Consider the following 18,316-nt stretch of genomic DNA (forward strand, 5'->3'; position numbering starts at 1 on the left):
TTTCTGCATTTAGATTCCTACGGAAATCAAAGATTCCACGTAATGAATAACAAAAGAATATTAATTCATTGTCAAAATTAATCATCAAGCAAATAAATGTAAAGTTTGTCATTCCGGAGGAATCTCAACATTTCAGTAGTATTGCGGCAAGATTCTGTGGAATGACAAAGTGTATTAGTTATTATTAAATTTTAAATTTCCTATATTTGTTCAGTAATAAAATACACGGGGTGCCCGCAAGGCTGAGATCATACCCGATGACCTGATTTGGATAATGCCAACGTAGGGATGTCTGCTTAAAATATTTTCATTTTATGCTTTATTCGTTCGCATGCTTATCTGTGGTCAGAACCGAATAAATCAATTCAAAATAAAATGGAAGTAACAAAGTATTCCGGAGAACTTATTCCCCAACAAGACAAAAACTGGCAAGGAAGACCCGAATGGTTTTTCAACCGAGAACATACCGATACCTACGAATTGTGGTATGAAGGCCGATACAAACGTGCCGAAATCTGGCAGAAAAAAGTAATGGAACAGCTCGTTTCCAAAGATCAGAGAGTAAAAACACTATTAGAATTCGGCTGTGGCACTACCCGATTTACCCGTTGGTGGAAAAACATTGGGATCGAAGCAACAGGCGGAGATATTTCGCCTCTAATGCTCTCACAGGCGATTCATCTTTTTGAAGGCGATCTGGTGATGGCAGATTCTCATTTTATGCCTTTTAAAGATCATACTTTTGATTCATTGGCATTTATCACAACATTTGAATATTACAAAGATCCTGTAAAAGTCATTTGTGAGGCGGCTCGCGTTGCCAAATACGGAATCGCCATGGGGATGATGAACAGAAACTCTCCTAAAGTTGCACGAAGACGTATACAGCAGTTATTTGGAAAAAATCCTTTTTATGTGACGGCAACTTTCTACACACCGAAAATGCTGACCGAAATTATCGAAAAAGCTTTAGTCGGAAGAAAATATACGATTGAATGGACGTGTACCGGATTACCAAAATGGTTTCCTGTTCAACAATGGAATGTTCCGGTTGGAGATTTTTTTGGTTTGTATATTCAGCTAAATGACGTGGAATGAGTGAAACTTTAGGAAAAATAAATCATTCCCAATTTGAAGATTTCCTGAAACAGCGATGCGGAAAAAAACGTGATGAAGTGCGTATTGGTCCTGAGTTTGGTGTTGATGTTTCCGTTGTAGATCTGCATGGCGGAAAAGCGATGGCTTTGACGAGTGATCCTTTGTCTCTGATTCCTTCTTTGGGTTTGGAAGAATCAGCGTGGCTGTCGGTTCATCTGATGGCGAACGATATGGCAACGACGGGTTTTGCTCCGATGTTTGGGCAGTTTGTTTTAAATCTTCCGGCACAACTTTCAAAAAATGATTTTGAAATCTATTGGAATTACATTCATCAGTTTTGTAAAGACATTGGTGTAAGCATTACCGGCGGACATACGGGATTCATCGAAGGACAAAATTCTACAATCGCAGGTGGCGGAACTTTGATTACGATTGCTCCGAAAGATAAAATTTTAGTTTCAAAATATGCAGACATTGGAGACTCAATTTTAGTGACCAAAACAAGTGCACTTTCTTCAACAGCCATTCTCGCAATGAGCTTTCCAGAAACAGTAAAAAATAAAGTCGGTAAAGAATTTTACTATTCTGCTTCAGCGTCTTTTTACGAAACCTCATCTTTGAAAGATGCTTTAACCGCAGTGCAAATTGATAATTCCGGAGTTACAGCAATGCATGATGTGACGGAAGGCGGAATTTTGGGAGCGATTTACGAATTGGCAATTGCATCAGGCAACGGAGCTGAAATTATTAACGAAAAAATTCCAATTGGAGAAGTGCAGTCAGCAGTTTGCAATCTGTTTTCGTTAGATCCGAGATATTGTATTGGTGCAGGTTCTATGCTTATTACCTGTAAAAAAGAAAAAGCTTCGGAGATTATTTCAAGACTGGAAACCAATCAAATTCCCTGCGCAGAAGTGGGAAAGATGACCGAAAAATCTAATGGAATTAAATTAATTGAAAACGAAAAAGCAAATGATTTAATGTATTTCGAAGAAGATCCTTATTGGAAAGCATTTTTTAACGCTTATAAAAACGGCTGGAAATAATGAAAAAGCAAACTGTACAATCAGGAATTTATCTGATTATTGATCCTTCAATGGATGAGGAAATTCTATTTTCTAAATTAAATTTAATTGCAAAAGAAAAAATATCAGCTATTCAGATTTGGGACAATTTTAAAGAAGATCAGAATATTGAAGAACTGCTTTTAAAAATTTATGAGATTGCTTCGTCAAACAACATTCCGTTGATCATCAATAACCTTTGGAAATATTTGAAGCAAATTCCTTTGAACGGAATTCATTTCGATGAAATTCCTAAAAATTTTAATGAAATAAAAAACGAGATCAACCGTGACTTCATTGTTGGAATCACCTGCAATAATGAATCTTCAACAATTAAATACGCTGAAGAAAATCAGTTCGATTATATTTCTTTCTGCTCGATGTTTTCCTCAAAAACAGCAAATAGTTGTGAATTGGTCAACTTTGAAACGGTTCAGAAAGTTAAAAATATTTTCAATGGAAAAATCTTTTTAGCAGGCGGAATAGATTTAAATAATCTTAAAAATTTAGATGAATTAAATTACGACGGGATCGCTGTTGTTTCAGGAATAATGAGTGCAGAAAATCCGTCAGAAAGCATAAAAAATTATCATCAAAAAATTAAAAAGTAAAGCAATGAGAATAAAAACCATAGAAAAACTGTGCTGTCCGTTTGACAGATCAGATTTAGATTTAACGATCATTTTACAAGACGAAACCGAAAATATCACAGAAGGTTTATTAATCTGTGGCAATTGCAAAAGAGTCTACCCGATCATCAGCGGAATCCCCATCATGTCACCCGATGAATACCGTGAATTCAAACTTGAACAACCCGTTTTACAACGCTGGGAAAAGCATTTAGAAGGCAAAAAAATAGAGAATTTCAGGTTGATTTCATGACGATAACAACAATAGATAATTTCAAAATGCTGAAAGTTTAGAATTTCGTAAATTTGCGGCATGATAAAAATAGGCAACATAGAACTGCCGGAATTTCCGCTTTTGCTTGCTCCGATGGAAGATGTAAGTGATCCGCCATACAGACGACTGTGTAAATTGCATGGTGCAGATCTGATGTATTCAGAATTTATCTCTTCTGAAGGCTTGATTCGTGATGCAATGAAAAGCCGAAAAAAACTGGATATTTTCGATTATGAAAGACCTGTGGGAATCCAGATTTTTGGGGGTGACGAAGAAGCAATGTCGATGTCTGCAAAAATCGTAGAAACCGTAAACCCTGATCTGGTGGACATTAACTTTGGTTGTCCTGTAAAAAAAGTGGTTTGCAAAGGTGCAGGAGCTGGAGTTTTGAAAGATGTTGATATGATGGTTCGTCTGACTAAAGCAGTTGTAAGTTCTACAAGTCTTCCTGTGACAGTGAAAACCCGTTTGGGATGGGACAGTAATTCAATCAACATCGATGAAGTTGCTGAACGTCTTCAGGAAACGGGAATTAAAGCTTTGACGATTCATGCAAGAACCCGCGGACAGATGTATAAAGGAGAAGCTGACTGGGAACATATCTCAAGAATCAAGCAGAACCCAAATATCGAAATTCCTATTTTTGGAAATGGTGATATCGATTCTCCCGAAAAAGCTTTAGAATATAAAAACAAATATGCCTGCGACGGAATTATGATTGGCCGTGCTGCGATTGGTTATCCTTGGATTTTTAATGAAATCAAACATTTCTTTGCAACCGGAGAACATCTTGATGCACCGACGATTTCAGACCGACTTTTGGCGGTTCGTCAACACGCAGAATGGAGTGCAGAATGGAAAGGTGAAAAATTGGGACTGATCGAAATGAGACAGCATTACAGCAATTATTTCCGTGGAATTCCTCATTTTAAAGATTTCAGAAGAAAATTTCTTGAAGTGTATAGTCTGGAAGAAATGGATGAAGTAATCAAAGAAACTCAGGAATTTTACGCAGAATATCAGGCGCAGGTTTAAGCAATATTTATGTTGATTTAAACTTTTAAGTATAAAAACAAAACCCATCAAATTCTGATGGGTTTATTTATTTCTACTATGCATGGAAAAAGAAATTATTTTTTGATATCAGTTTTCACCTCCTGATATGTTTTTTTCTACAGCTTTTGCGCCTTTTTTACTTTTATCACCTACCCAATTAGCACCTTTTTTAACGCCTTTTTCTGTAGCTTTGGCTCCTTTTTTTGCAGTATTACCTGTCCATTTTGCTCCTTTCTTAACACCTTTTTTAGTTGCGTCGGCTCCTTTTTTAGCAGCATTTCCTACAGCTTGAGCGTCTTTTTTTACTGTTTCTTTTACAGTTTGCTTTTCTTGTGCATTGGCAGATAATGTAATCAATAAAATTGCCAGAATTGAAATTGTTTTTTTCATTGTATTTAAAAATTAGATTAAAATTACTACTTTATTTTATTTAAAATAAATTTTTAAGGTTTATTTCCCAGAAGTATCCGGTTGAAATATTAATACTTAAAACCCTTCCAGCATTTGAAACACTGGAAGGTTGAATGTAAAATAGTCAGAAAAAAAATATAAAAATAACAAACCCATCAGATTTTGATGGGTTTGTTATTTTAATATCCTTCCAAAGAAGATTCATTTTTAATTAAAGCTAAAGCCGAGGAGGTTCCTATCCTTTTGACACCGAGATTGATCATCTTTTCGGCATCTTCGGGAGTTCTTACTCCGCCTGCTGCTTTTACGGGAAGTTTTCCGGCATTATCAAGCATTATTTTAATGCCTTCAAATGTTGCTCCGTTTGGTTTTCCGTTTTTGGTTTCATAAAAACCTGTTGAAGATTTTACAAAAATTTCAGATAAATCATTTTCAGAAAAATTTTCTTCTGCCCAATTGGAAATATTCTTAGTCAAATCAGCAATTTGCTCATCCGTTAAAGCTGCAATCTCGATGATCCATTTGGCAACTTTATGATGATTGATACACAATTTTGTGCATCGCAAAAATTCATCTTTTACTAAATCTAAATTACCTTTCAGATATTCAGAATAATTGATCACAAAATCTAATTCGTCTGCACCTTCTTCGATTGCTTTTGTAGCTTCTGCTAATTTTTCATCAACAGAATTGGTACCTTCATGGAAACCAATCACCGTTCCTACGACAACCTCTGAATTCTTTTGCTGAATATATTTCTTGATCTCCGAAACATAATCGGGGCGAATCATGATTGCAAAAATACCATTATCAATAGCAACCTGCGCAAGATCTTTATCCGTCTGTAAAGTTTCTTCTTCCGAAAGACCTGATTGAGCAGGTGTTTTCAGATATGTTGAATCAAGATATCGAGCAATATTCATGACAACTTATACTTTTAACTGTCTGTAGATTCCTTGCTCCAATGAGATAAAAGTTTCCGTTCTGGTAACACCTTTCATTTTCTGAAGTTTATTTAAAATTTCCATCAAATGATCGTTGTCTTTGCATAAAACTTTAAGGAAAATCGTGTAATTTCCTGTAGTATAATGTGCTTCTACCACTTCATTTACTTCTTTCAGTGATTTTACAACGTCATTGTAATGACTTGGCTGATCAAGAAACATTCCGATATAGGAAACCACTTTATATCCTATTTTTCTCGGATTAAGGAAGGAAATAGAGTTTTCTATCACTCCTGCATGTTCCAATTTTTTAATTCTTTGATGTACAGCTGTAGTTGAAATTCCTACCTGCTTTGAAATGAAAGCTAATGAACTTTTGGCATTATCCATCAACATATAGATGATTTCTTTGTCTAGAGGGTCTAAGTGATAGCTTGTACTTGTTGAGTTTTTCATCGTTGATTATTACTTTTTATATTGTCATTTTATTTCTTTAATACTACAAAAACAGGAAAATGATCACTGTAACCTCCCAAATAACGGGTTCCTGCATAGGTTCTGAATGGTCTTTCATTAAACATTTTATTGCGGCTCCTTAGCTTTTCCGGCTTAAAAATTCTGGCATCGTAAAAAGACAGAAGACGGTCATTCTCAAAGAAAGACTGCGATAACAGAATTTGATCAAATAATAAACCAGACTTATAATGAAATGCAGAATAATTCTTAGTTGAATAAAGTTCCTGAAAAGGATTTTGAATCACTTTATTGCCTTTATCATCAAAAAGAATCTTCACTAAATTTTCATCGTCCGGATTTTCATTAAAATCCCCGCACAAAATTACATTTTCTTTTTCTACATTTATGATCTGAAGAATTCTGTTTCTGATCTCGCCCAAAATATAATTCCGTTTTGGCTGATTGATATCTTTTTCCCTTTTGGAGGGCAGATGCGCCACAAAAACATTAATGATCTCTTCCTTATACTTTATCTTTGAAAACAAAACATCTCTTGTGGTGTCATAGTTTTCCGGGTTATTATCTACAATTTCAAAAAAGAATGTGATTGCTTCGGAATCAAGAATCTCAATTTTAGATTTATCATACAGCAAGGCAACATCTACCTTTCTTTCATCCATCGAATTATAATGCACAATGCCATAATGAGAATTGAATGGGCTCATTTCCACAAGATCTTCCAAAACCTTTCTTCCTGAGATCTCAGAAAGACCAATCATACATGGCAAAATACCTGTTTCTTCCTTCATCAGCTGGAAAACGTGAGAGATTTTGAATAACTTATCTCTGTATTTCCTTTCGTCCCAATTCCTGAGTCCTGATTTGGTGGGATCTAGCCTATGATTAGACGGAGGATCTGGCAAAAATAAATTTTCTACATTATAAAAAGCAAACAATTCCATCTAACATTTTTGTATTGACCAGTCTAAAATTTTAATTTCAGAGTGTAAATTTATTGTTTTTTTCAGTACCACACCACATTTAATAATTAAATTTCCACGTAAAAGGCATAAAATTTACCATAATCGTAAGCTTGTGAATTTATTCCGATCAAAATTTTAATATATTTAAAATTATTTTCATGAAAATTTTTCCATTACATTGTGAATTACGTCAAAATACTGTGTTTGAAAACGATTACAATTGTTTTTTCTTCACAAAAAATAACCTTTTCAATGCAAAAGATCGGGACGTTTTTCCTGAGTAATTCTCACCGCTTCATCATGTCTCCATTCTTCAATTTTTGCAGAATTTCCGCTTAAAAGAATTTTTGGAACTTCCAAACCTCTATAAGACTCTGGCCTTGTATAAATCGGAGGTGACAGAAGGTCGTCCTGAAAACTGTCCGTCAAAGCACTTTGTTCATCATTCAAAACTCCCGGAAGCAAACGGATAACAGAATCTGCCAAAACACAAGCTGCCAATTCACCGCCTGTCAATACATAATCTCCTATCGAAATCTCTTTCGTTATATGCAAATCTCTCAATCTCTGATCGATCCCTTTGTAATGTCCGCAAAGGAAAATAAGATTATTTTTTATGGAAAGTGCGTTTGCTATTTTCTGATTCAATGTAACTCCGTCCGGTGTTAAATAAATCACCTCATCGTATTCTCTTTGAGATTTCAATTCAGAAATACATTTATCTATAGGCTCAATCATCATCACCATTCCTGCTCCGCCACCGTAAGGTTCGTCATCGATCTGCCTGTGTTTGTTGACCGACCAGTCTCTCAACTGATGAAAGTGTACTTCTACCAGACCTTTATCAACTGCTCTTTTCAAAATAGAAGTTCTAAACGGGCTTTCCATCAGTTCCGGCAATACACTTATTATATCAATTCTCATTGTTCCATATTATTTTTTTTATTGGGCGAAATAATCAGTCGCAAGGATGAATCTTTGTTAAAATAGCTCCACATCCAGTTAAAAAATATCGCCAGCTTATTTCGAACGCTCAAAATAAGCATTAAATGTAAAAACATCCAAAAATACCACGCTAAAAATCCCTGAAATTTTATAAAAGGTAAATCTACAACTGCTCTGTGCTTTCCGATTGTTGCCAATGAACCCTGATCTTTATACTCATATTCGTTCCATTCCGCAAGATTTTTTCTTAAAAAATTCTTTCCTAAATTTTTCGCCTGATTGATTGCAACATTAGCAACCTGAGGATGGCCTTGAGGATATTTCGGAGTTTCCATGTAGGCAATATCTCCTATAGCATAGATATTGTCGTATCCTTTTACTTTATTAAAACGATCAACGATATATCTGTTTCTGATCAGCTTTTCAGAAGGAAAACCTTCAACCACATTTCCTACAACTCCCGCAGCCCAGATTACATTATTCGACGGAATCTGCTTTCCGCTTTTTAAAAATACTTTATCACCATCATAATCAGTCACCACTTCTCCACTCATAAAGTTAACGCCGAGTTCTTTAAGATATTTTTCAGATTTTTCCTGAGCTTCAGGACTCATTACTGCCAAAGGTTTTTCTGTAGAACTTACCAAATTGATTTTAAGATTATTAAAATTCATGTACGGATAATCACGCGGAAGAATTTCTTTCTTCATCTCAGAAAAAGCACCTGCCAATTCTACTCCGGTCGGTCCGCTTCCGACGATGACGATATTCCAGTTTCCATCATCGCTACGGCTTTTTTCAAGAATCAGTTTTTCAAAAGTCATCAGCACGTGATTTCTGATACCGATCGCTTCCTGGGTATTTTTCATCCCGAAAGCTTTACTTTCAAGTTCTTTATTTCCAAAAAAATTGGTTTTGCAACCTGTTGCAATGATTAGTTTATCGTAAGTGAATTCAGCCTCATCTGTAATGACTTTATTTTGGGAGGGAATAATCTCTTTAACTTCCGTTAAGCGAAACTGTGTATTTCTGGAATTCTGAAAGATTTTCCGGAAGGGAAAAGAAATATTGGAGGGTTCGATTCTGCCACATGCAACCTGATAAAACAGCGGCTGAAACATATGATGGTTTACTTTATCTAAAACAATTACTTTTTTGTTTTTATTGTTTAATGTTTTCGCAAGCTGCAGCCCCGCAAAACCTCCTCCGATGATGATGATCTTTTCGCGTGTTTCCATAATACACAAATTTACTGATTTTATTTAGCATTTTCAGGAGCAAAAAGTTAGTTTTGCAAAACTTTATGACCAGAAAAAAGTATACCAAAAAAACTGCCAAAAGCATCCATAAAAAAAGACGTAAGAATTATTTTTTACGCCGAAAAATTCTTTTGGGAATATTGATCATTGCCCTTATCGGAACAGGCTTTTACCTCAAACAGTCAATAAGTTACTATTACGCATTATATTTTAATAAATTCAGTCATAAAAAGCTTCATAATAGTGAAAATGAAACTTTAAGAATACAGAAAATTCTTAGTAACAATCTTGATAAAACGTACGGTTTTGACATTTCACATTATCAGAATAAAGAAGATATCAGTTGGGACAGTTTAAGTATCGGAAATAAGACCATTCCTTTGGAATTTGTTGTAATGCGAGCAACAATGGGAAACAGAAGCGCAGACAAACATTTTGACGAATTCTGGCAACAGGCACAGAAACATAAACTGATTCGTGGTGCTTATCATTTTTACAGAGCTGATGAAGATCCTGTCATTCAGGCAAATAATTTTCTGGAGAATGTAAAACTTGAAAGCGGTGATCTGCCACCCATTTTAGATATTGAAAAAATTCCGAGAAGAAAATCAAATAAAAAACTGATTGAAGATCTGAAAATCTGGTGCAAAATTGTAGAAGAAACTTACGGTGAAAAACCAATCATTTACACGTATTATCATTATTACAAAGACTTTCTGAAAGGCGAATTTGACGACTATCCGCTTTGGTTAGCAAATTACAATGATGTTCCTACTCCTTCTCCTGATGATGACTGGGATTTCTGGCAGTTCAGCGAAAACGGAATTGTGTATGGCATCAACACCAAAGTTGATCTGGATATTTACAATGGCGGAGTTTGGTCTTTGAAGAGTTTGACTTTGGATTGAGTTTAGATAATTATTTTTTAAAAATTTAATATTCAACGCTGAAAGGGTTTAAAACCCTTTCAGCGTTCTAAAGGATAACGTAAGCCAAATAAATAAAACTACTTAAAAGGCTTTCTTTGAATCCATTCTATTGCCGGATTTAGTGAAGTAAAGATTCTTTCTATAAATTGATTAATCAGGAGATTGCTATGTTTTATCAATCCGAATATTTCAACAGGTTTTGCTCCAATCGTAGACTTTATTTCTAAAGCAGTTCTTCCGAAAATAATTCGACTGAATTTCTCATTAATTCCAAACTCTACCATATCTAAAAGCATATTAAGATAGATTTGTTTTTCTTTTTGAAGTTCTTTGTCGTAGCCAAGAAAATAGGTATCAATATCTTTATTGTTGAGAACTAAAGTATAAAAACCGATCAGTTTTTCATCCAAATAATATCCGAAAACTCTGAAATTTTCTTTTAAAGACTTTTTCATACTTTCAAAATGATTTTCTGTGAGGAAAAATGTGTTAAAGGTTGCATTTTCAGCAACATTCTGATACAGAATATTCATTTCTTTCTGATGTTTTTTAATTTCATCAAAATGCATTTCAGATTTTAAAATTCCGTCTCTTTTTTTCTTGGCAGATTTGGCTCTGGTTCTGTATTTAGTTGAAAAAGCGTTGAGATAATCTTCAAAAGTCAACCAATTTTCCTTTACCCTTAAAATCATATTCGGCTGAACGGAAAATCTGAAAAAAGAACGATGATTTTTACCCTGAAAATATTTGATAAAACTCGCCTGATAATCTTTGTAAATAATGAGTGACGTTTTTCCTTCCTGCTTCTGCATTTCCCGAACAGCTTCATCCAAAAGCGGAATTACCTGATCAATAGTAATTTTTGACGCATCAAAGTAAAACCCGTTTTGTCCGGTGAGCATATTGTTGCCCAGAATCATCACATTTTTACTGAACTTTTTAGCAATAAAATTTTTTACGTCACACAAAACTTCATCTCTCTGAAAAGTTTTATGTTGGATAAAATTTAAATATTGAAACAAAGCACCGCCAATCAATTCATCGGCTGAGAAAAATCCCACATAAAAGCACTCCATGTTTTTGGGACATGAAGTTTCTAAAGTCTCAAAGTATTCTTTAGACAACATAATATTATGCTGCCCGATTACATCGTTCCAGTCATTGGGAATTTCTGACGAAAATTTGTATTTTTTAAAAGTATAAGACATAAAAAAGGCTACAAATGTAGCCTATATTTTAAATGGTTTAAATTTTATTTTGGAGTCACGAGATTAAATCCGTCAATAGCGTACCAACCGCAGATTATTCCTCCCATTAAGGTAATCGTAATCGTCCAATATCCTGTATTGATAAAAATATATTTCCAGGATTTTCTTTCAAACATTGCATTAATTGCTATAAGAGGAAACACAAAGAAAACTCCTGTCATGAAAGAATGCAAAGCACCATGACCAAAAGACCTGAAAGCAGTTCCGTAATCATGCATAAATGCAGCAAATGAGGGTTTTGCCAAATCAGGATCTCCTCCCACCATTCCCAAAGCGCCAAATTGATGGATGGTCACCATCTGCAGAAAAAAGCCAATCATTATTGATAAAATAATAGAAACAATAAATACCATTCCCATGCTTGTATCTTTCATTTTCTCTTCTGTCAATCCGGATTCCTTCATCCATATTTTTCCGAAAACCTTTGGATTATACCAAATAAATCCCATCAACAAAGGCACTAATGCAGCAAATAATATTGCTAAAAAGTTAATTTGCATCATAATTTTAAGTTTTTGTTTATGTTTCCAAATCTACATTAAAAAAGTTTACAAAAATATATTTATCTATTAAAAGCTTTAATATTTCGTATTTTTGCACCACAAAATTTGGATATCAATGAATTACGTTGCGGCAGAGAATCTTACAAAGTCTTACGGGATTAAAACTCTTTTTAAAAATATTTCTTTCAACATCAATGAAGGTGACAAAATTGCCATTGTTGCCAAAAACGGAAGCGGAAAATCTACTTTGCTGAAAATTTTAATGGGAAAAGAAATCGCAGACAGTGGCTCTGTAATCATTAATAAAGACATTCAGGTGGTTTTGTTTGATCAGGAAATTGATTTTGAATCTGATCTGACGATTGAAGAATTTATGATGACTTTAGATTCTGCTCCAATTTTGGCTTTAAAAAAATATCATCACGCATTGCTATCGGGAAATCCAGATGAAATGGAAATTGCATTAGCTGAAATGGAGATTCATAAAGCCTGGGATCTTGAAAATGAAATGAGCCAGATTCTTTCTCAGCTTAAAATCACAGACTTGACCGCCAAAATGGGAATGCTTTCCGGTGGACAAATAAAACGTGTTGCATTAGCCAAACTTTTAACAGAAACTAGAGCCGAACATCGTCACACCCTCCTGATCATGGATGAGCCGACCAACCACCTTGATGTGGAAATGGTTGAATGGCTTGAAAGCTACTTAAATAAAGCAAAAATCACTTTGCTTCTTGTAACACACGACCGTTATTTTCTTGATGCAGTTTGCGGAATTATCTGGGAAATGGAAGATCAGAATCTGTATTTCCACAATGGCTCTTATGCAACTTATCTGGAGAATAAAATGATTCGCGAGGATAATATGAACTCTACCATCGACAAAGCACAAAATCTTTACAGAAAAGAGTTGGAGTGGATGCGAAGACAACCTAAAGCGAGAACCACAAAATCCAAATCCAGACAAGACGATTTTTACGAAACTGAAAAAGTAGCAAAAACCGATACCCGTAAAGAATCTTTGGAACTCGATTTTGAAATGAAGAGATTAGGTAACAAAATTCTTGAACTTAAAGATATTTCTAAAAGTTATGGTGATAAATTGTTGCTGAAAGATTTCAGTTACTCGTTTCAACGTGGTGAAAAAGTAGGAATTGTAGGAAAAAATGGTGCCGGAAAATCTACTTTATTAAATATCATCCAAGGTTTTGAACCTAAAGATTCCGGAGAGATCGAAACGGGAGAAACCATCAAATTCGGATATTTTTCTCAGAAAGGTTTAAAATATAAAGAAGACGAAAGAGTAATTGATTTCATCAAAGATATTTCTGAAAACTTTCCTTTAGCTAATGGAAAAACCATTTCTGCATCACAATTTTTGAGACTATTCTTGTTTGATGATCAAACGCAATATTCTCCGATTTCTAAACTTTCGGGTGGAGAAAAAAGAAGACTGCATTTGATGTATATTTTATATCAGAATCCAAACTTTTTGATTTTTGATGAGCCTACAAACGATCTTGATCTTCCAACTTTGACGGTTTTGGAAAATTTCCTGTTAAACTTTCAGGGAAGTCTGATTATCGTTTCCCACGACAGATATTTTATGGACAGAATTGTTGATCATATTTTGGCATTTGAAGGTGAAGGAAAAATCAAAGATTTTATCGGAAACTTCTCAGAATACAGAGAAAATAAAAAGTTGGAAGATGGAAGTCAGAAGAATGAAGAGAAAAAAGGCAAACCTGCAGTTGAAAAAGCGATTGAAACACCTGTAGTAGCAACCGTTTCAAAACCACAAGCTCCGAAAAAGAAACTCTCTTTCAAAGAACAACGCGAGTTGGAAACAATTGAAAAAGAAATTCCTGAGTTTGAAGAAAAAAGAGCCAAAATTCTTGATCAGCTAAACAACGAAACAGAATACGAGAAAATCGCAAAACTTTCTGCAGAACTGGAAAGTCTATCTGAAAAACTCGAAAATCACGAAATGAGATGGCTTGAACTTCAAGATTAAAAGATTTAAATACTAAAAAAGAGCTGTTCAATAATTTGAGCAGCTCTTTTTTTATGATGATATGAAGGATTATTTATTTTTAATCATTGTAGAAATACTGTACAAGAGAAAAGCAGTTCCCAGAATAAGAAAACCGTATTTCAAATACATATTGTCATTCACCAAAGTCAAACCGATTCCTACAAACAAAAGACCGATCACTGTAAAACTTGAGCTTCTTTTTTTCATATTTAATTTTAATTTAACTCAATAACTTTACCTTTCTTAGAACTTTCCAGTGCAGCTTCAATAATTTTCATATTCTGAACAACTTCATTTCCTAAAGACGGCAAAGCGTATCCAAAAACGATATGTTCATAGATCTGCTGATAATAATTCATGTAATTTCCGGATTCGCTTGAAGTTAAAATTCTTTCAGATTCAGAATTTTCATTTGAATAATTTAAAATTCCGTCAGATTCTTTTAAAGGTTTCATCCAGTCTTTTCCGTAAGTTGGAATTGCTCCGGCAGCCAATTCATTTTCCTGATCATCAGTTCTTTCCTGCAAAAAGCTTCCTTTATCTCCGAAAATTTTATAAGCATAATGATCCTCTTTGGTAAAAACTGAAGATTTCAATCTTACTCTTAAATCATTTTTATAATAAAGCAAAATTTCAAAATAATCATTGGCAAACTCTTCTCCTTTCATCGAAAATATGTCTGCAAAAAGTTTTTCAGGAAAACCAAAAAGCTGAGTTGCCTGATCAATCAAATGAGAACCTAAATCATGAACTGATCCTGAACCATCTAATTCGGGATTTTCTTTATGCTCTTTTGCACTTGGTTCAGTTCTGAATCTATCAAATCGGATCTCAACTTCCTTGATATTTCCAAGTTTTCCTTCTGAAATAATTTTCTGTACCTGGAGATAATCACGATCAAATCTTCTATTTTGGTAAACACTTAGAAACAGATTTTTACTTTCTGCCAATCTTACCAATTCTTCAGCTTCTGTGACGTTTACCGTAAATGGTTTTTCTACGATCACGTTTTTCCCGGCTTCCAAAGCCATTTTTGCATATTCAAAATGGGTCTGAACCGGCGTATTGACAACCACAACTTCTATATCAGCATTCTGTAGCATTTCTTCTACTGAATGGTAAATTGTTGCATCGTGATATTTTTCTTTTGATTCTTCTTTCGTTCTTTCTACAATCGCCGACATAAAAAATCCGGGATGTTCTTTTAAAAATGGAGCGTGAAAAATTTTTCCGCTCATTCCAAAGGCGCAAAGACCCACTTTTATCAATTGCATACATTTAATTTTCAACAAATATATTTATAAAAAACTCTTCTATGAAAAACATAGAGTGAATATCTATAATCTATTATGTTTGAATATGACAAAAATCACAATAATTATTTTTATTAATTCTAAATAACACAAAACTTAATACTTACTTTTGCGACATTATTTAAATCCATTCCAAATAAAGTAAAATGAAGAGAAATTTTATCTCACTGAGTTTTTTAGCTATTACAGTATCTGTAAGTGCTCAAATGAGAAACAATTCTGAATCTGATACTATCAGAATCCAAAGCATTGAAGATGTAAATCTTCATAAAACAGGAAATCCAAATACAGCAAAACCGGCAACGACAAAATCAAATCTTACGGTAATGGAAAATCCCCAGGCGATTTCTATAGTTACCCATGAGATTATCGAACAACAGCAGGCAAAACAACTGAGTGATGTTCTTCAAAATGTAAACGGAGTTTACCTTACTTCCGCAAGAGGTGGTTCTCAAGACAGTTTCGGAGGTCGTGGTTTTATTTTCGGAAACGATAATATTTATAAAAACGGAGCGAGAGTGAATAGCGGCGTTTTTCCTGAAGTGAGCGGACTTGAAAGAGTGGAAGTTTTAAAAGGAGCCACCGCAATGCTTTACGGAAATGCAGCAGCCGGAGGAATTATTAATTTAGTTACAAAAAAGCCAAAGTTTAATTTTGGAGGAAGTGTAGGAATGAACGCAGGAAGCTGGAATTCTTACAAGCCAATGGTTGATATTTATGGTCCGATTTCTAAAAATGTAGCTTTCAGAATGAATGGAACTTACGAGTATGCAGAGAGTTTCAGAGATGTGGTAAAATCTGAAAAGTATTATTTTAATCCTTCTTTCTTGTTTAATTTAAGCGAAAAGTCTCAACTAATTGTAGAAGCTGATTATCTTAAAAATGATCTTACTCCTGATTTCGGGATTGGGTCAATTACCAACAAAGATCAAAGCTATTCGCTTATTGACTGGTTACCTAGAAATACTTTTTTTGGAACCGACTGGCAATATCAAAATGTTCAGCAAGCTTCAACAAACGTAACATTTAATCATCAAATTAATGACAAATGGGCGTTGAATGCCTCTACATCATATCAAAATTATACTAAAGATTATTTCTCAACGGAACGTATACAATGGGCATATGCATCTCCTACTGCGACACGATTATCTTGGACCACACCACTAAACAAAACTTATAACGAACAAAATTATGGTTCTGTACAGGTAAATGTAAATGGAGAATTCAATACAGGAAAAATCAATCATAAAGTATTAATTGGCACAGATGCAGATTATGGTCAGTCTGACGCAAATGCTTATAATTTGATACAAGCTCCTACAAACATATTGTATTTGGATGACCCAAGTTCTTGGGATAATGGAAGCTTGGCAATGCCTGACTCTAATTTAAATACTAAGACAAGAACAAGGACAAGAAGAATTGGTGTTTACGCTCAGGATTTTGTTAGTTTAACAAAAGAATTTAAAGTAATCGCAGGTCTTCGTTGGTCATATCTTGAAAATATGCCGAGCTTAACAACCCGTTTTACGGCAAACGAAAAATTTGAAGTGGCAAATTCGGCAACTTCAGATAACGCTTTTTCACCAAAAGTAGGTTTTGTATATATGCCAAATGATAATTTCTCAGCATTTGCAACATATACCAATTCATTCGCAACAAATGCAGGTTATATGTCTGATATGATAACCAATCTGAATACTACCGGAACAATTTCACAAGTTAGAGACAGAGTAAATGCCTTACCTAAACAAGGAATAAAACCTACCACAGTAGATCAATATGAAATAGGTGCTAAGAAAAATATTTGGAATAACGCTTTAGCAGTTAACGTTACGCTTTACCAAATTTTATATCATAACTTTTATCAGAATTTTTTCTATGTTGACAATGTAGGTTCTGTACAAACACCAGATACAAATTTAAAAGAATTTGCAGGAAAAATGAGAAGCCGTGGTGTAGAATTGGATATTACCGGAAATCCTACAGAAAACCTTTCTATCATCGGAGGTTTTTCATATAACAACTCAGTCTATTTAGATACTCCTGAAAAAGGATATGTAGAAAAGCAGAGACTTGTAAGAACACCTGCAACGACAGCCAATGCATCAGTATTTTACAAATTCACAAACTATGTTCCGGGATTAAAAGCAGGAATAGGAGTTTATTATATCGGAGACAGAATTGCAGGTTGGAATGATTCAAAATCTACAAATATTACCAGAAAAGATGTGAGCAGAAGTTTTGAACTAAAAGATTACACAACAGTTTCATTATCTTTAGGATACGAATGGAAAAAAATCTCTCTACAAGGAAGAGTGGGTAACTTGTTTGATGTTGTAAACTACAACGTTCACGAAAATTACTCTGTAAACCCTATTACACCAAGAAATTACTATTTTACATTGACATACAGACTTTAAAATTTTATAACATTAATAATTTCTCAATTCAAAGTGGAAGTTGCAATTTTGCAGTTTCCACTTTTGAAATTTTAAACGAAAAAATAATATATGGATAAGATCAAGGACACAAGAAGTTTTATGAGAGTTACACACCGTTATTTAGGCTTTTTTCTTGCCGGAATTATGGCGATTTATGCTATAAGTGGTGTTTTGCTAATTTACAGAGACACTGACTTCTTGAAAAAAGAAAATAAGATTGATAAAAAAATCGCAATAAACCTTTCAGAGAAAGAACTTGGAAAAGAGCTGAAAATAAAAAATTTCGAAGTTGAAAAAAAAGAAGGTGATGTTTTAAAATTCAAACAGGGAACTTACAATACATCAACAGGACAGGCAAAGTACACTAAAAAAGAGCTTCCTTTTGTGTTGGATAAAATGACGAAGCTTCACAAGTCACAGTCAAAAGATACTTTATCACCTCTTAATGCATTCTTCGGTGTATCCCTATTTTTCTTTGTGATCTCAAGTTTCTGGATGTTTAATCCTAAGACGAAAGCTTTTAAAAGAGGAATAAAATTTGCAATTGCGGGATTGGTAATTTCAGTCGTACTATTATTCATTTAATTGTAATATCTGTAATAATTTTAGCCTAAACTGAGTATTGTGATATTTATCAAGTATTCATAAAATTGATTTGAAATATATTTAGTGGCACATTTATTGAATTTACTGCATTATCAA

Annotated in this window: 19 protein-coding genes and 1 riboswitch; of the genes, 9 read left to right on the top strand and 10 right to left on the bottom strand. The window is 34.1% G+C overall.

The genetic code is table 11. The features are described 5' to 3' along the window. The first annotated feature begins 216 nt into the window (after positions 1-216). Positions 217-306: riboswitch (TPP riboswitch) on the top strand. 69 nt (positions 307-375) lie between these two features. The 5 genes from K0R77_RS10075 to dusB are packed head-to-tail and all read left to right on the top strand — an operon-like array spanning position 376 to position 4,100. After that, positions 376-1,098 carry a class I SAM-dependent methyltransferase gene (locus tag K0R77_RS10075; protein WP_300351901.1) on the top strand — a complete coding sequence of 241 codons (723 nt, stop codon included), beginning with the start codon at positions 376-378 and terminating at the stop codon, positions 1,096-1,098. Continuing rightward, positions 1,095-2,144, top strand: coding sequence for an AIR synthase family protein (locus tag K0R77_RS10080; RefSeq protein WP_300351902.1), 1,050 nt, complete (start codon positions 1,095-1,097; stop codon positions 2,142-2,144). The genes K0R77_RS10075 and K0R77_RS10080 overlap by 4 nt, the downstream gene beginning before the upstream one ends. Then, positions 2,144-2,773, top strand: a complete 630-nt coding sequence (locus tag K0R77_RS10085) for a thiamine phosphate synthase (protein ID WP_300351904.1) — start codon at positions 2,144-2,146, stop codon at positions 2,771-2,773. The genes K0R77_RS10080 and K0R77_RS10085 overlap by 1 nt, the downstream gene beginning before the upstream one ends. A 4-nt stretch (positions 2,774-2,777) precedes the next feature. Next, positions 2,778-3,044: a Trm112 family protein gene (locus K0R77_RS10090; protein WP_300351905.1), complete on the top strand. Its 267-nt coding sequence runs from the start codon at positions 2,778-2,780 to the stop codon at positions 3,042-3,044. A 60-nt stretch (positions 3,045-3,104) separates the two neighbouring features. Then, on the top strand, positions 3,105-4,100 hold the full coding sequence (gene dusB / locus K0R77_RS10095; protein WP_300351907.1) for a tRNA dihydrouridine synthase DusB: 996 nt from the start codon (positions 3,105-3,107) through the stop codon (positions 4,098-4,100). A 108-nt stretch (positions 4,101-4,208) separates the two neighbouring features. On the opposite strand, the gene K0R77_RS10100 is transcribed toward dusB, so the two are convergent. The 6 genes from K0R77_RS10100 to K0R77_RS10125 all read right to left on the bottom strand — a co-directional run bounded on the left by K0R77_RS10100 (position 4,209) and on the right by K0R77_RS10125 (position 9,098). Beyond that, the gene (locus K0R77_RS10100) at positions 4,209-4,511 is read right to left on the bottom strand and encodes a hypothetical protein (RefSeq protein ID WP_300351909.1); all 303 of its coding nucleotides are present in this window, start codon (positions 4,509-4,511) and stop codon (positions 4,209-4,211) included. A 200-nt stretch (positions 4,512-4,711) separates the two neighbouring features. Then, positions 4,712-5,455, bottom strand: a complete 744-nt coding sequence (gene deoC / locus K0R77_RS10105) for a deoxyribose-phosphate aldolase (RefSeq protein WP_300351910.1) — start codon at positions 5,453-5,455, stop codon at positions 4,712-4,714. Positions 5,456-5,461: 6 nt separating this feature from the next. Next, on the bottom strand, positions 5,462-5,932 hold the full coding sequence (locus K0R77_RS10110) for an Lrp/AsnC ligand binding domain-containing protein (protein WP_263003582.1): 471 nt from the start codon (positions 5,930-5,932) through the stop codon (positions 5,462-5,464). Between the two features lie 29 nt (positions 5,933-5,961). Then, positions 5,962-6,894: an endonuclease gene (locus K0R77_RS10115; RefSeq protein ID WP_300351911.1), complete on the bottom strand. Its 933-nt coding sequence runs from the start codon at positions 6,892-6,894 to the stop codon at positions 5,962-5,964. A gap of 270 nt (positions 6,895-7,164) precedes the next feature. Then, entirely contained in the window at positions 7,165-7,839 is a 675-nt protein-coding gene (trmD, locus tag K0R77_RS10120; protein WP_300351913.1) for a tRNA (guanosine(37)-N1)-methyltransferase TrmD, read from the bottom strand. Further along, positions 7,836-9,098, bottom strand: a complete 1,263-nt coding sequence (locus tag K0R77_RS10125; protein ID WP_300351915.1) for an NAD(P)/FAD-dependent oxidoreductase — start codon at positions 9,096-9,098, stop codon at positions 7,836-7,838. The genes trmD and K0R77_RS10125 overlap by 4 nt, the downstream gene beginning before the upstream one ends. 65 nt (positions 9,099-9,163) lie before the next feature. Here K0R77_RS10125 and K0R77_RS10130 point away from each other — a divergent pair, with 65 nt between their 5' ends. Continuing rightward, the gene (locus K0R77_RS10130; RefSeq protein ID WP_300351916.1) at positions 9,164-10,027 is read left to right on the top strand and encodes a GH25 family lysozyme; all 864 of its coding nucleotides are present in this window, start codon (positions 9,164-9,166) and stop codon (positions 10,025-10,027) included. A gap of 98 nt (positions 10,028-10,125) precedes the next feature. Here K0R77_RS10130 and K0R77_RS10135 read toward each other — a convergent pair whose 3' ends face one another. Together K0R77_RS10135 and K0R77_RS10140 are read right to left on the bottom strand one after the other, a co-directional pair. Further along, on the bottom strand, positions 10,126-11,256 hold the full coding sequence (locus K0R77_RS10135) for a GNAT family N-acetyltransferase (RefSeq protein ID WP_300351918.1): 1,131 nt from the start codon (positions 11,254-11,256) through the stop codon (positions 10,126-10,128). A gap of 44 nt (positions 11,257-11,300) precedes the next feature. Beyond that, positions 11,301-11,819, bottom strand: coding sequence for a DUF1761 domain-containing protein (locus K0R77_RS10140; protein WP_367182728.1), 519 nt, complete (start codon positions 11,817-11,819; stop codon positions 11,301-11,303). Between the two features lie 115 nt (positions 11,820-11,934). Here K0R77_RS10140 and K0R77_RS10145 point away from each other — a divergent pair, with 115 nt between their 5' ends. Continuing rightward, positions 11,935-13,833, top strand: coding sequence for an ABC-F family ATP-binding cassette domain-containing protein (locus K0R77_RS10145; RefSeq protein ID WP_300351920.1), 1,899 nt, complete (start codon positions 11,935-11,937; stop codon positions 13,831-13,833). Between the two features lie 69 nt (positions 13,834-13,902). Here the strand turns inward: K0R77_RS10145 and K0R77_RS10150 are convergent, their stop codons facing one another. Further along, entirely contained in the window at positions 13,903-14,061 is a 159-nt protein-coding gene (locus K0R77_RS10150) for a hypothetical protein (protein WP_300351922.1), read from the bottom strand. 8 nt (positions 14,062-14,069) lie between these two features. Then, the gene (locus K0R77_RS10155; RefSeq protein ID WP_300351924.1) at positions 14,070-15,128 is read right to left on the bottom strand and encodes a Gfo/Idh/MocA family oxidoreductase; all 1,059 of its coding nucleotides are present in this window, start codon (positions 15,126-15,128) and stop codon (positions 14,070-14,072) included. Between the two features lie 185 nt (positions 15,129-15,313). Here K0R77_RS10155 and K0R77_RS10160 point away from each other — a divergent pair, with 185 nt between their 5' ends. Continuing rightward, a complete protein-coding gene (locus tag K0R77_RS10160; RefSeq protein ID WP_300351925.1) occupies positions 15,314-17,593 on the top strand; it encodes a TonB-dependent receptor in 2,280 nt (759 codons plus the stop codon). 90 nt (positions 17,594-17,683) lie between these two features. Continuing rightward, positions 17,684-18,199 carry a hypothetical protein gene (locus K0R77_RS10165; protein WP_300351926.1) on the top strand — a complete coding sequence of 172 codons (516 nt, stop codon included), beginning with the start codon at positions 17,684-17,686 and terminating at the stop codon, positions 18,197-18,199. Positions 18,200-18,316 lie beyond the last annotated feature (117 nt).

The organism is Chryseobacterium sp. (assembly GCF_029240215.1).
Taxonomy (GTDB): Bacteria; Bacteroidota; Bacteroidia; order Flavobacteriales; family Weeksellaceae; genus Chryseobacterium.